Annotated in this window: 11 protein-coding genes; 4 read left to right on the forward strand and 7 right to left on the reverse strand. The window is 53.2% G+C overall.

The features are described from left to right. Positions 1–16 precede the first annotated feature (16 nt). The 3 genes from leuS to holA are packed head-to-tail and all read left to right on the forward strand — an operon-like array spanning position 17 to position 4,265. Entirely contained in the window at positions 17–2,632 is a 2,616-nt protein-coding gene (gene leuS / locus G512_RS0102820) for a leucine--tRNA ligase (protein ID WP_028480386.1), read from the forward strand. After that, positions 2,619–3,215 (forward strand): LPS assembly lipoprotein LptE, encoded by a 597-nt coding sequence (gene lptE / locus G512_RS0102825; RefSeq protein ID WP_028480387.1) that lies wholly within the window; start codon positions 2,619–2,621, stop codon positions 3,213–3,215. The genes leuS and lptE overlap by 14 nt, the downstream gene beginning before the upstream one ends. Positions 3,216–3,230: 15 nt before the next feature. After that, on the forward strand, positions 3,231–4,265 hold the full coding sequence (holA, locus tag G512_RS0102830; protein WP_028480388.1) for a DNA polymerase III subunit delta: 1,035 nt from the start codon (positions 3,231–3,233) through the stop codon (positions 4,263–4,265). A gap of 212 nt (positions 4,266–4,477) precedes the next feature. Here holA and G512_RS0102835 read toward each other — a convergent pair whose 3' ends face one another. The 5 genes from G512_RS0102835 to mnmE form a co-directional block, all read right to left on the reverse strand. Further along, positions 4,478–5,374 (reverse strand): ParB/RepB/Spo0J family partition protein, encoded by an 897-nt coding sequence (locus G512_RS0102835; protein ID WP_028480389.1) that lies wholly within the window; start codon positions 5,372–5,374, stop codon positions 4,478–4,480. A 141-nt stretch (positions 5,375–5,515) separates the two neighbouring features. Then, positions 5,516–6,343 carry a ParA family protein gene (locus tag G512_RS0102840; RefSeq protein WP_028480390.1) on the reverse strand — a complete coding sequence of 276 codons (828 nt, stop codon included), beginning with the start codon at positions 6,341–6,343 and terminating at the stop codon, positions 5,516–5,518. Then, entirely contained in the window at positions 6,340–6,984 is a 645-nt protein-coding gene (rsmG, locus tag G512_RS0102845; RefSeq protein WP_228130467.1) for a 16S rRNA (guanine(527)-N(7))-methyltransferase RsmG, read from the reverse strand. The genes G512_RS0102840 and rsmG overlap by 4 nt, the downstream gene beginning before the upstream one ends. Before the next feature lie 31 nt (positions 6,985–7,015). After that, positions 7,016–8,887, reverse strand: a complete 1,872-nt coding sequence (gene mnmG, locus G512_RS0102850; RefSeq protein WP_028480392.1) for a tRNA uridine-5-carboxymethylaminomethyl(34) synthesis enzyme MnmG — start codon at positions 8,885–8,887, stop codon at positions 7,016–7,018. A gap of 264 nt (positions 8,888–9,151) precedes the next feature. After that, positions 9,152–10,513, reverse strand: coding sequence for a tRNA uridine-5-carboxymethylaminomethyl(34) synthesis GTPase MnmE (mnmE, locus tag G512_RS0102855; protein ID WP_028480393.1), 1,362 nt, complete (start codon positions 10,511–10,513; stop codon positions 9,152–9,154). A 98-nt stretch (positions 10,514–10,611) separates the two neighbouring features. Here mnmE and G512_RS19815 point away from each other — a divergent pair, with 98 nt between their 5' ends. Then, on the forward strand, positions 10,612–12,609 hold the full coding sequence (locus G512_RS19815) for a thioredoxin domain-containing protein (RefSeq protein WP_036488337.1): 1,998 nt from the start codon (positions 10,612–10,614) through the stop codon (positions 12,607–12,609). Between the two features lie 93 nt (positions 12,610–12,702). Here G512_RS19815 and G512_RS0102865 read toward each other — a convergent pair whose 3' ends face one another. After that, positions 12,703–13,278, reverse strand: a complete 576-nt coding sequence (locus tag G512_RS0102865) for a GNAT family N-acetyltransferase (RefSeq protein ID WP_028480394.1) — start codon at positions 13,276–13,278, stop codon at positions 12,703–12,705. Positions 13,279–13,367: 89 nt separating this feature from the next. After that, positions 13,368–14,633 carry a transcription termination factor Rho gene (rho, locus tag G512_RS0102870; RefSeq protein ID WP_028480395.1) on the reverse strand — a complete coding sequence of 422 codons (1,266 nt, stop codon included), beginning with the start codon at positions 14,631–14,633 and terminating at the stop codon, positions 13,368–13,370. Positions 14,634–14,737 lie beyond the last annotated feature (104 nt).

Below are 14,737 nucleotides of genomic sequence, written 5' to 3' on the forward strand. Positions count from 1 at the left end.
ACACATGGCGGAATAAATGGCTACGGAGCGATATAACGCGCGCGCGACAGAAACGCGCTGGCAAAAGAAGTGGGACGAACAGGAAGTTTTCAAGACGGACAACGATGATCCGCGGGACAAGTACTATGTCCTAGAAATGTTCCCCTACCCTTCCGGTCGCATCCACATGGGGCATGTGCGCAACTATGCCATGGGCGACGTTGTTGCGCGCTTCAAACGCGCAACCGGGCACAATGTGTTGCACCCCATGGGATGGGATGCATTCGGTATGCCTGCCGAAAACGCTGCCATGGAAAAGGGTGTTCATCCAAAAGGGTGGACCTACGATAACATCGCAACAATGCGCGGCCAGCTGAAATCCATGGGATTATCACTGGACTGGAGCCGCGAGTTCGCAACGTGCGACGAAGACTACTACGCACAACAGCAGCGTTTGTTCATCGATTTTCTGAAAGCGGGCCTGATTTATCGTAAGAATGCCAAGGTCAACTGGGATCCGGTTGATATGACCGTTTTGGCCAACGAACAGGTGATTGATGGCAAGGGCTGGCGCTCCGGTGCTCCCGTTGAGCAAAAAGAACTGACACAGTGGTTCTTCAAGATCTCGGAATTCTCTGAGGATCTGCTTGAGAGTCTGGACACGCTTGATCGCTGGCCGGAAAAAGTTCGGTTGATGCAGAAGAACTGGATTGGTCGCTCCGAAGGCCTGAAGGTCCTGTTTGAATTCACCGAGGCTGCGCCAACAGGCGATACCACACTGGAAATCTTCACAACCCGGCCGGATACGCTTTACGGCGCTTCCTTCATGGGGTTGTCGCCAGATCACCCCATTACGCAGAAATTGGCAGAAAACAATGAAGATCTGCAGGCATTCATTGCTGAATGTCGCCGCATAGGCACCACCGAAGAAGCCATTGAAACCGCAGAAAAGCTGGGGTTTGATACTGGCCTGCGTGTGAAGCACCCGCTTGACCCAAGCTGGGAACTCCCGGTCTACGTCGCAAACTTCATTCTCATGGATTATGGTACCGGCGCAATTTTCGCCTGTCCGGCCCACGACCAGCGTGACCTTGATTTTGCTCGCAAGTATGGTCTGCCAGCCAAGGCGGTTGTTCTGCCGGATGGGGAAGATCCAACATCATTCGAAGTGACGGATGAAGCCTACACAGGTGAAGGCACCATCTTCAACTCCGATTTCATGGATGGCATGTCCATCGCCGATGCAAAGGCTGCTGTATCAGACCGCTTGGAACAGCAAAAAGTTGGCGGCAAGCCTCAAGGTACTCGAGAAATCAACTACCGTTTGCGCGACTGGGGAATTTCACGGCAGCGGTATTGGGGCTGTCCGATCCCGGTGATCCATTGTGATGACTGCGGTCCCCAGCCAGCGCCGATTGAAAGCCTGCCTATCAAGCTGCCGGAAGACGTGTCTTTTGACCGCCCAGGCAACCCACTTGATCGTCACCCCACATGGCGCAACGTCAAATGCCCCTGCTGCGGCAAGGATGCAAAACGTGAAACCGATACCATGGACACCTTCGTGGATTCCTCTTGGTATTTTGCTCGGTTCACGGACCCGAAAAACACCAATCCAACCGATCCGGCTGCTGCCAACGCATGGTTGCCCGTAGACCAGTACATTGGTGGCATTGAGCATGCGATCTTGCACCTGCTGTACTCCCGTTTCTTCACACGGGCCATGCAGATTACGCATCATCTTGATCTTAAAGAACCCTTCAAGGGCCTGTTCACCCAGGGCATGGTGAACCATGAAACCTACAAGGCATCCTCGGACAATCGTTGGGTTTCTCCTGCAGACATCAAGATTGAAGAAGTAGATGGCGGCCGCAAAGCAACCCTTCTTGATACTGGTGAGGATGTTATCATCGGCTCCGTCGAGAAAATGTCCAAGTCCAAGAAAAACGTTGTCGATCCAACCGACATCATCGATACATACGGTGCCGATACAGCACGCTGGTTTGTGCTCTCCGACAGTCCGCCCGAGCGTGACATCATCTGGACCGAGGAAGGTGTGCTGGGTGCCTGGCGTCACGTTCAGCGCGTTTGGCGTGTAATCAACGAGATTGCGGAAAAGACAGACGCCGGAATTGATGAGCCGGCAAATTTTGGCGAACCCGCCCTTGCCTTGCGGCGTATGACCCACAAGACCCTGGCTGGTGTGCGCAAGGACTTTGATAGCCTCGGTTTCAACCGCGCCGTGGCAAAGATCTACGAGTTCCTCAATGCCATCAGCAAGGCCTCGCAGGCAGACCTCTCGGGAACCGATATGGTTTTTGCGCTGCGGGAAAGCGCAGACTTCCTGCTTCACATGATGGCACCGATCACACCGCATCTTGCTGAAGAATGCTGGTCTGTTCTGGGTCATGATGAGCTGCTTTCGCAGTCGGCATGGCCAACGCTCATCGAAGACCTGCTCGTTGAAGACACCATCACCCTGCCGATTCAGATCAACGGCAAGAAAAAAGGTGACTTAACAATCGCACGAGACTCTTCCAAAGAGGACGTGGAAGCGGCTACTCTGGCACATGAGGTTGTTCAGCGGGCGCTGGAGGGCAAGGCGCCACGCAAAATCATTGTGGTACCCCAGAGGATCGTGAATGTCGTTGTTTGATCGAAAGGCCAAGACCGCCTTTGCAAACCGCCGGGCAGTGCTCGGCGGTGTTGCGCTCATTGCCAGTTCTCTGGTTTTGGCAGGCTGCCAAGTTCGCCCCTTATACGGGGTCAAGACAGTGACCTTCAGCCAGGACGGTCAGGAAATCGAAACTTCGGTGCAGCAGCAACTGGCGGCAATTGATGTGACGGTTGCTGATATTGGTGGAAACGGGCTGGCGCGAGTCAATCAGTATCTGCGCAACGAGTTGCTGTTCAACCTGCGCCGCGGCGGGGATGGATTGCCTTCGCAGTACACCCTCAAGGTTCTCGTGAACAAGGTAGAAAGCGAAGTTGGTGTTGAAGAACTGGCAGATGTGCCGTCTGCATATAACCTGACACTGAATGCCAGTTTTGTGCTATCTGAAGCGGTATCGGACAAAACCCTCTACACGGGTCGATCCTTTGCGTCTGCCTCCTATGACTTTTCCAGTCAGCGATTTGCCAACCTGCGCGCAGAACGCAATGCCGAAGACCGTGCCGCCAAAGTCGTTGCAGCCGACATTCAAGCCCGACTGGCGGGTTACTTCGCCGGCAAAATTTAACGAAGTGGACGGGCAATGGTTGCGCTGAAGGCACAAGAAGTCGATCGGTTTGTAGCCAAACCACCTGAATCCGTGTCTCTGGTCCTTGTTTACGGGCCAGACACCGGACTTGTGTCTGAACGCGCAGCGACTTTGATCAAGCACGCTGGCGGAGACGACCCTGACCCGTTTTCTCAAATCAAACTGGACGGCAGTGACATCAGTTCGGATCCAAATCGACTGGTGGATGAAGCACTAACCATCTCGATGTTTGGCGGGCGGCGAACCATCTGGGTCAAGGACGGTAGCAGCAAGAATATCGTTCCGGCCGTCGAAACGCTTTTAAGGAATCCGGACCAACCTTCTTTTGTGGTGATTGAAGCTGGGGACCTTAAAAAGACGGCGCCGCTGCGCAAAAAGATTGAAGGTGACAAACTCGCCGTTGCCCTACCCTGTTTCCCGGACACTGCCAAAGACGTTGACAGGCTCATAGACGAGGAAACAAAGGCAGCTGGTCTGATGATTAGTCGTGAGGCCCGAATGGCTCTCCATGCTCTTCTGGGAGCCGATAGACGGGCAAGCCGAGGTGAACTTCAGAAGTTATGCCTATATGCCATGGAAGACCAACGTATCGAAAGCCACCATGTTGAGGAAATCATTGGTGATGCTTCCGCGTTTGCCATGGACGAACTGATTGATGCCGCCGCCTTGGGCCAATTGAAAACACTGGACCAGGGCCTGGAGCGTTTTGAAGCCGGAGGAATGGATGCCGGCGTAATTGCCAGTCAGGCGCTCAGACACTTCCAACAACTGCACTTTTGCAAACTGGAGACGCAAAAGCGGCGGAGCGCTGATGATGTAGTCGGCAGCCTTCGACCACCGGTTTTTTGGAAGCGGAAATCGAAAATGGTTCGGCAAGTCGAGATATGGCCGGTTGAACAGCTTGAGCGAGCTCTCATTCGACTGAATGAGACAGTTAAAACAGCCCGGCTCAATGCAGTTCTCGGGCCTTCAATCCTCTCGCACGCGCTTTTGATGATCGGGCAATATGCCAGTCGTCTGAACCGGTAATAGCTCCCTTTCTCGGCCACACCCAGACACTCCGGCCTTTTCCGTCAGCTCTTACCTCGAAATAATAGTTTCGTTTCCGATACGAAATATCGGCTTGTATCTGGCGTGCGACCTGGAAACACCTCTCCAACAAAGCTTCATAGCAAAAAGCCAGCGTCTCGGATAAAGACGCTGGCCAATGAACTATTTCAAAAAACCTTGAGCTCAGGTATTCAGTTCTGAATGCCCAGCAACCGGCAGACTTCATCCAGCTGCTCCAGTGAGGCATACTTGATCTTGAGCTCACCCACCCCTTTATCCGCCTTGTGAGCGATAGCAACCTTTAATCCCAACCCGTCCGTCAAACGTTTTTCCAGCGCTTTGGTATCGGCATCTTTTTCCGGTTTGGGCGCACGTGCCTTCTTCTCCAAAAGAGATGGATCTTGGGCCAGCCTTTCCGCATCACGCACTGTCAAACCGCGCTCAACAATCAAATCAGCCAGCGCCGCAGGATCTTCAGCTGTAATAAGAGCGCGCGCATGGCCGGCTGTCAGCAAGCCCTCCGCCAGATAATCTTTGACAGAGTTTGGCAGCTTCAAGAGACGAAGTGTGTTGGCCACATGGCTACGGCTTTTGCCGATCACCTTGGACAGTTCCACCTGACTATAGGAAAAGTCCTCGATCAACTGATCATAACCCAACGCCTCTTCAATCGGGTTCAAATCCGCCCGCTGGACGTTCTCAATGATTGCCAGCTCGAGGGCTTCTTGATCCGTGACATCGCGAATGACGACAGGAGCGTCATGCAACCCCACCCGTTGGGCTGCACGCCAACGACGCTCACCGGCAATAATCTCGTAGTGACCCGGTGCATTAGGCTGCGGACGAACAAGAATGGGTTGAACTATACCCTTTTCGCGAATGGATTCCGAAAGGCTCGTCAGATCCTCTTCAACAAATGCTTTCCGAGGGTTGCGTGGATTGGGACGCATGTTCTCAATAGGAACTTTGCGCACATCCCTTGGACGCTCCGAGGTGTGCGATGATTCAACATTTACATCTCCAATCAAAGCCGCAAGCCCACGTCCCAAACGCTTGTTGCTTCGACCGCCTTCCTCAGATTTCGTCATTTTGTTCACCTGATCGACATCATTAAGGGCGAAGCGCCGCGCAAACGCCCCTTGATAGTGCGTCCACCTACCCGATACCAGTGTGGCCGCCATTCATTATTCGAAATACGCCTCTGCGACGCTACTCAACTACCCATCGCATCAGGCCGCAGCCATTCGCATATCGCGTTCACGCTGAATGATTTCAGACGCCAGCCGCAAGTACGCCTGTGAGCCCGAACACTTCAGATCATAAAGCAACGCTGGCTTTCCGTAAGACGGCGCCTCTGAAACCCGCACATTTCGCGGAATTACAGTTTCATAAACAGCGTCGCCCATTGTTTCCCGGACATCCTGAACCACCTGGCTCGACAGATTGTTACGGCTGTCATACATCGTCAACACAATACCGTGGATGCTCAGTTCGCTGTTCAAGGTGTGTTTGACCTGCTCAACTGTACTCAAAAGCTGGCTCAACCCTTCAAGCGCAAAAAACTCACACTGCAATGGCACCAAGATCGAGTGGGATGCGCTCAAAGCATTGATGGTGAGCAGGTTCAAGGACGGCGGACAATCAACCAAAATATAGGAAAAGCCTTGTGCCCGTCCCTGCTCAGCTGCTTTGGCCAAATTCACGATTGCATTACGGAGCCGAAACGCTCGATCAGATGCACTCGATATTTCCAGCTCAACGCCCAGCAAATCCATAGTGGACGGAGCGATCCAGAGTCGAGGTACAGCGGTCTCTTGAAGTGCCTGCTGCAACGAGCAATCGCCACACAGAACATCATAGGTTGAATACTCGCGCGCCTGCCGATCAATGCCCAAACCCGTTGAGGCGTTTCCCTGCGGATCCAGATCGATAACAAGAACACGCTCCCCGATCGCAGCAAGAGCGGTACCAAGGTTGATCGCGGTCGTCGTTTTACCAACGCCGCCTTTCTGGTTCGCAAGCGTCAAGACTCGCGGAGATTGTGGCAATAAGTTCATGAAACAGGTCCCCGTCCAGCTGTCGCAGGTTCCATACCCCGAATGACAAGAACGCGACTTAGCGGATCTACTCGACTTTTATGTTCTACCAGATCTAGGGACCACTCGTGAGACGCTTCTTCAATCTCCCTCTGAAAATCTTGCCCTTTGTGGAAAACAGCGGTAGCACCCTGTTGAATCAAACGGGCAGAAAACCCGCATAAAACCGCCAAAGAGGCCAAAGCTCGAGCGGAAATCGCATCAATCGGCTGGGTCCAGTTCTCAGTCACACTCTCGATTCTGCCAGCATGAACCTGAACCTTACAGCCAGTTTCACGTGCAACAGTGCGAAGAAAAGCCGCCTTGCGTTGATTACTCTCCACCAGATGCACCAGTGCCTCAGGCTCATCAGCCAGCAAAATAGCAGTGACAAGGCCAGGAAACCCCGCTCCGCTTCCAAAATCGATCCAGTTGCGAGCGTCCGGGATTGTTTTTTGAATCTGAATAGAATCGGCTACATGGCGTATCCAAATATCCGGTAGCGTTTTGGGAGCAATCAAGTTCTGCGCCGGTTGCCATTTGCGTACCAAATCCACATAAAGCGCCAACCGATTAAATGTTTCATGTGAAACATCCGGGTACATTTTCTGCACCACGGCCATTTGTTCCGTATCTTGTTTTGTTACCACAACATTACCCAGTCTGCGCCACACGCAAGCCGTTCCGGCGCACATGCCCCAATAGTAAAGTAAGTGCAGCGGGCGTCACGCCATCGACCCGCGAAGCCTGACCAATGGTCGTTGGCCGCACTGACTCCAACTTTTGTCTAACTTCATTAGAAAGCCCCGAAAGCGCACCGTAATCAAGATCCGCAGGAATGCTCAGCGCTTCATCCTTCTTCAAAGCCTCAATATCCGCAGATTGGCGCTCCAAATAAACCGCGTACATGGCATCAATGGCCACTTGCTCAGCTATCTTCCTATCTAATTGATTTATCTCGGAAAATACAATTTCCAGTTTGTCCAGATCGATATCGGGATAAGCAAGAAGATCAAATGCGGAACGCTTTACACCATCCTGATTGATGGGAAGTCCCTTCTTTCGACCTTCATTAGGCGAAATGATCAAGCTCTTCATCAACGCAGTCGCATCATCCAATGACCTGCGCTTTTGTTGGAAGGCGGCCCAACGCGCATCCCCCACGCATCCCCATGCAAGCCCCAACGGCGTCAACCGCTGGTCAGCATTGTCCGCACGCAAGGACAAACGATATTCTGCCCGTGAGGTAAACATACGATAAGGCTCAGTAACTCCGCGGGTTACAAGATCGTCGACCATTACGCCAATATATGCGTCTGCGCGGCCAATAACGACGGGCTCGTCGCCTTTCGCCAAACGCGCCGCATTCAATCCGGCCAAAAGCCCTTGTGCGCCGGCTTCTTCATAGCCTGTAGTGCCGTTGATCTGACCAGCAAGGAACAACCCTTTCTGCTTCTTCACCTCCAGGGTCGGACGCAACTCGGTTGGGTCGATATGGTCGTACTCAATGGCATAACCGGGTTTGATCACCTCGACCTTTTCAAGGCCCGGAATGGTCTTCAAAAACGCAAGTTGCGCATCCACTGGAAGAGAAGTGGAAATGCCATTCGGATAAACCGTGTGATCATCAAGACCTTCAGGCTCCAGGAACACCTGGTGGCCATCCCGGTCGCCGAACCGTACCACCTTGTCTTCAATCGAAGGACAGTAGCGTGGTCCCCTTCCCTTGATCTCACCAGAATACATAGCGGAGCGATCCAAATTTTCGCGAATGATCTGATGAGTTTCCTGAGTGGTCCGGGTGATGTAGCAGGAAACCTGCGGCACTGTAATCTTGTCCGTCAGCGTAGAGAAAGGCTCAGGAGCCTCATCACCCGGCTGCTCGACCAACTGGTCCCAATCTATGGTGCGACCGTCGAGACGGGCCGGCGTACCTGTTTTTAAGCGCCCCAACCGCAAACCGATTTCTTCAAGACTAGCGGACAAGCCCATAGCAGGTTTCTCGCCGTCTCTTCCAGCAGGCGTTTTATCCAAACCGATATGGATCATGCCGCGCAGAAAGGTTCCCGTCGTCAAAACTACGGCTTCAGCTTTCAACTCCGTTCCATCGGCAAGCGCAATGCCCTTGAGCTGATTTCCTTCGCGAAGAAGCTTATCTGCTTCACTTTCAACCACCACGAGATTAGCTATGCTCGAAATCTCGCGCTGCATGGCCTTACGATAAAGTTTGCGATCTGCCTGCGCTCGCGGTCCCTGCACTGCGGGCCCCTTTCGGCGATTGAGCATGCGAAACTGAATACCTGCAGCGTCCGCGACGCGGCCCATCAAGCCGTCCAGGGCATCAATTTCACGGACCAGATGCCCCTTCCCTAACCCACCGATGGCCGGGTTACACGACATCACGCCAATCGTATCAAAACGATGCGTCACCAGCGCGGTATGCGCTCCGGCGCGGGCAGCCGCGGCCGCAGCTTCGCAGCCAGCGTGGCCACCGCCAATGACAATAACGTCAAAGCGCTTGCTCAATGTGGTCACTTGTCTCTTCCTAAATCAGTCTGGTGCGGCTCTTGTTTTCAGCGCTCTTGGATGGGCTGTTTGGCCAGCAACACATGCTTCGGTCTAGCAGTTCAGTTGGGTTTTAATACATGAGCCACCGGACAACGTCAAAGCCTTGATAAGCATGATTCGATCGCAAATGACATGCGATTATCAGGACAAGCTTCTCCCCTTAATTATCCCCGCAAAACGACTCATCTTGACATCTGATAGTTTCACGTGAAACAGGCTCGCTCATTTACCTATGCAAAAGTCCCTAAAAATGACGTCCAGAAGATCCTCTACATCGATACGTCCGGTGATACGCCCAAGCTGTTCTGCGGCCATACGAAGCTCTTCGCTTCGCAGTTCCAAAGGTAGATGCGCTCCAGCAATGGCGCGATCCAATGCCTCAACGCACGAGCTTAAATGAGAGCGGTAGCGCTCCCGAGTGATCAGAGGGTTTTCGAAATTGCCGATATTCTCTTCTGCAAAGGCGGTGAGCTTCTCTATTAGCGCATCCATACCATCTTCATTGTGAGTACTAGAGTAAACAAAAGGTAAACCCTCAACCTCAACGCGTGCCACCTCTGCCGCTAGATCCGCCTTCGTCTTCACAATCCAGACCTCTGCCGAGCCGTCCCTCAGATGCTCCGGTAAGGGTTCTGAGATGCCATCAAGGCCTTGCGTCCATAAGATAAGGTCCGCATTTTCGGCTGAAGCCAGAGCCCGTTTGATCCCTTCCCGCTCCACAAGACCGGCATTTTCTCTCAGTCCGGCGGTATCTATCAGGGTCACAGGATAGCCGCTCAGATCCAGATGTACTTCCAACACGTCGCGGGTGGTGCCAGCTTCCGGGGTCACAATCGCCACATCTCTTCGCGCCAGCTTGTTCATCAGACTGGACTTACCCGCATTGGGCGGACCCAGCAGAACCACCACAAGACCGCTGCGCAAGCGTTCACCTCGCCGGGCATCACTCAGGTGCGCCTCTATATCAGCTTTCAAGGTGCTGAGCTTGCTCCACACCTCATCAGAAACAGAGTCCGGCACATCCTCTTCATCAGCAAAATCCAGCTCCGCCTCGATAAAGGCGCGGCTTCGGATCAAGCTCTCGCGCCATCCGTTGTAAAGCTCACCCAGCGCTCCGGACATTTGTCGCTGAGCCTGGCGCCGCTGCGCCTCTGTTTCCGCGTCTATGAGGTCCGCAAGCCCTTCCACCTCTGTAAGATCCAGCTTGTTATTATGAAAGGCGCGGCGGGTGTATTCCCCCTGCTCTGCCGGACGAAGGCCCTCCATCCTTGACAGAACCCGTAGTACGGCAGAGACCACAGCCCGACCACCGTGGCAATGAAGCTCAACAGTGTCCTCACCGGTAAAGCTGTTTGGGCCTTCAAACCACAGCACCAAGGCCTCATCTAGAACGCTTCCATCCACAGGGTGATAAAGTTTCCGAAGTGATGATTCACGTGAAACAGGAAATTTACCTTTTATCAGGAGACGCAACGCATCCCGGCTTTGTGGTCCTGAAAGACGAATGACAGCAACGCCGGATGGCAAAGCCCCACTGGACAAAGCGAAAATCGTATCTCTGCGGCCAGCACTCAAATTATTCATATTATCTTCTTCCAAAACCTTGTTCTCGCCCGGACTGTCATTACCCTAGAACTAGGAACTTCAATTGCCATCTACCAGTGTCAGGACAGGCTTTCGCTATGCCAGAGAACCGCTTAAAAAACGCTTCAAGCCCCTACCTTCTTCAACATAAAAATAACCCAGTGCACTGGTGGGAATGGGGTCCTGAGGCAATGGCAAAAGCCAAGCGGACGGGCAAGCCCATTCTACTTTCTGTCGGCTACTCTGCCTGTCATTGGTGCCATGTCATGGCCCATGAAAGCTTTGAGGACGACGAGACCGCAGAGCTGATGAACGATCTTTATATCAACATCAAGGTTGATCGGGAAGAACGCCCCGACGTTGATCTGGTTTACATGCGCGCCCTTCATGCCTTGGGCGAACAAGGCGGCTGGCCTTTGACCATGTTCCTCACATCAGAGGCAGAACCCGTTTGGGGCGGCACCTACTTTCCAAAGGAAGCGCGCTACGGACGCCCCTCGTTCAAGCAAGTATTGAACGCCGTGGCCAACACTTTCGCCAATGATCAGGACACCGTAGAGACCAATCGGCAATCCCTTTTGATGGTGCTGAACGAGCGCCCCAAGCAACCCTCCGCGGTTGATCAGGGGCTAGTGAGCGCAGCCGGAGAGCGTCTTTCCTCAATGATAGACCGCGAGCTTGGCGGCATGCGTGGGGCGCCGAAGTTCCCTCAAGCCTCTGTCATGGAGCTCATTCTGAGAACCGGCTATCGCGAGCACAACAAAGACCTCATTGATCTTCATGCCGAAAGCCTGCGCATGATGAGCCAGGGCGGCATCTACGACCATGTGGGCGGCGGCCTTGCCCGCTATTCGGTCGATGAGAACTGGCTCGTCCCCCACTTTGAAAAGATGCTCTACGACAACGCCCAGTACATTGATCATCTTTGCTGGGCCTATTGCCACACACAGGATCCGCTCTTCATTCGCCGCCTTTCTGAAACGGTCGACTGGATCGAGCGTGAGATGGTGCTGCCGGAAGGCGGTGTCTCAGCTGCGCTTGATGCAGACAGCGAAGGGGTTGAGGGCAAGTTCTATGTCTGGACCGATGAGGAACTCTCCAACCTTCTCCCAGAGAACAGCATCGAGCTGTTCCGCGCTGTCTATGATGTTCAGCCACAAGGCAACTGGGAAGGCACGACCATTTTGAACCGATCACGCCCCCTGCCCCGCCCGTTGACGGAGGAAGAGGAAGGTCAGCTCTCAGCCTGTCTTGCTCTGCTGCTAGAGGAGCGTGCAAAACGGATCCGTCCCCATAGAGATGACAAGGTGCTTCTCGACTGGAATGCCATGCTGATCTCAGCCCTAGCACATGGTTACCAAATTGTTTCACGTGAATCGTTGAAGAGCCAATTGAGGACTTTAGCTCACAGAATTTTCGAGTTTATCGAAACGCACATGAGAGAGACTGATGGCTCCATGATCCACTCCATTCGCGAAGGAGTGAAGGGCCCAGCCGCCTTTGCGGGAGACTATGCCCACCTCGCCCGTGCAGCCCTTGCTCTGGCTCGGATAGAGGATGACCCGGAAAAGAAAAGCGCCCTGATTGGCAAAGCAAAGGCACTTCTCGATCAATTGGATGCACGCTATGCCCACCCTCAAGGCGGCTACTATATGACCTCAGAGAGCTCTGATGATCTTCTCGTGCGGCCCTATCATGCGATGGATGAAGCCATCCCGAACTATAACGCGGTCGCCGCTAACGCGCTGGTCGAATACTGGATGCTGACTGATGATGCGGCCTATCGCGAGCGCGCAGACAAGCTGATCGCCAGCTTCACCGGGGAGATCAGAGCCAACATCTTCGGAACCGCCGCCCTGCTCAATGCCCTCGACACCCGCACACGGTTCAAAAAGGCAGAGATCACCCTCTCTCCTGATAGAGAGACTAACCAAGTTTCCGCTGCTTGGAAAAGTGGTGATCCCGCGTGGTTCGCCACTGTCACGACGAAAGCCGATGCAGCTGCATCAGAGGTTTTGATTTGTTCTGAAAACGGTTGCAGTGTCCCTCTTTTCACAGCTGAGGCCATTGAAGAAGAGATGCAGCGCATCTCCTGAATGGTCCCGAAAAACAAAGAGCAGAGGCATAAAAAGCCCCTGCTCCCCTCTCCACATTTTGAGGATTCACGTGAAACAAGATTTCCTGAGAAATCAATCTTCCCGCCAAACCTCGGCCGCAAGCCGATAAAGAACGTGAGGGTTCAGGCGATGATCTCGATCCAAACTGGTGATGAGGAAATCATCGGATGGATTACGGGACATGCCGAGTTTCTCCATCACGCGACGAGACTTCATGTTGTTGTGAGCCGTGTAGGCAATCACTTCTTCCAGTTTCAGCTCATGGAAGGCAAACTCGAGCCAAGCCTTAGCAGCTTCCAGAGTGATGCCCTTGCCCCAATGGGCCTTGTGTAGCCGCCACCCGATTTCAACGGTAGGCCACACGGGCAAGCCCAAATCACCACGTGGAACACTCAGACCGCAAAAGCCAAGAAACGCGCCTGTGTTTTTTTCTTCTATCACCGGGAAGCATTGCCCAACCTCTTCCTGCCGCGCGAAGATACGCGCAAAAACTGAATCAGCTTCTTCTTGCATTTGCGCATTTGGAAAGTACGCCATCACGTCTTCATCGCTACTCAAGGTGAAGTAGTGTTCTCGGTCTTCCTGCTTCCACGGCCTCAGGATCAAACGCTCTGTCTCAATGACAGGGCTTTTCAATTGAATGGGCATTGCCCCCTCCTCCCCTAACTGGTGCACCAACAAAAAAGCCGGCCTCATTTTCTGAGGCCGGCCTGTTTCACGTGATCGCAGTATAAAGCCTACGTGTTCATTGAATCGAAGAACTCTTCGTTGGACTTGGTCTGCCGCAGCTTGTCCATCAGGAACTCCGCTGCATCCACTGTACCCATTGGGTTGAGGATGCGGCGCAGAACAAAGGTCTTCTTGAGCTTGTCCGCTGGAACCAACAGCTCTTCCTTACGAGTACCAGAACGCTGAATATCAACGGCTGGGAATACACGCTTGTCGGAGATCTTGCGATCCAGGATGATTTCGGAGTTACCTGTGCCCTTGAACTCTTCGAAGATCACTTCATCCATGCGGCTGCCGGTATCAATAAGAGCCGTTGCGATGATGGTGAGCGAGCCACCCTCTTCAATGTTACGGGCAGCACCGAAGAAGCGCTTTGGACGCTGCAGAGCGTTTGCATCCACACCACCCGTCAGAACCTTACCGGAGGACGGAACAACCGTGTTGTAAGCACGGCCCAAGCGTGTGATGGAATCCAGCAGGATCACAACATCGCGGCCGTGTTCAACGAGTCGCTTGGCCTTTTCAATCACCATCTCAGCCACCTGAACGTGGCGCGCGGCAGGTTCGTCAAACGTGGAAGAAACCACTTCCCCGTTCACCGTACGCTGCATGTCGGTTACTTCTTCAGGACGTTCGTCAATCAGAAGCACGATCAAATAGCATTCGGGATGATTGGTGGTGATGGACTGGGCAATGTTTTGAAGAAAGACGGTCTTACCAGTTCGTGGCGGTGCCGTAATCAGAGCACGTTGGCCTTTACCCAGAGGGGCAACCAGGTCGATGACCCGCGCAGACAAGTCTTTCTTGGTCGGGTTTTCAATCTCAAGATTGAAACGATGATCCGGATAAAGCGGTGTCAGATTGTCAAAGTGGACTTTATGGCGTGCTTTATCGGGTTCTTCAAAATTGATTTTGTTAACTTTTAACAGAGCGAAATAACGTTCGCCCTCTTTTGGACTGCGGATCTGTCCTTCAACCGTATCGCCCGTCCGCAGGGAAAACCGGCGGATTTGGGAAGGCGAGACATAAATGTCGTCGGGTCCAGGCAGATAGTTTGCATCCGGTGAACGAAGAAAACCAAAACCGTCCTGTAAAACCTCCACAACGCCTTCACCAACAATTTCGATATCTTGTTCGGCCAGACGTTTAAGGATCGCAAACATGAGTTCCTGTTTGCGAAGGGCGTTCGCGTTTTCGACCTCGTGCTCTTCAGCAAAAGCGAGGAGTTCGGTCGGTGTTTTCTCTTTAAGATCTTTGAGTTTCATTTCCCGCATCAACTGGGATCGTTTTCTCTAATGGTTCTGTGCTTGATCAGAATTCTCAAGAACGAATGAACACTTTAATGGGTGGGGAATACACAGGTTGGCGCACCCGCTTC

Source organism: Pseudovibrio exalbescens DSM 16456 (assembly GCF_000422785.1).
Classification (GTDB): Bacteria; Pseudomonadota; Alphaproteobacteria; order Rhizobiales; family Stappiaceae; genus Pseudovibrio; species Pseudovibrio exalbescens.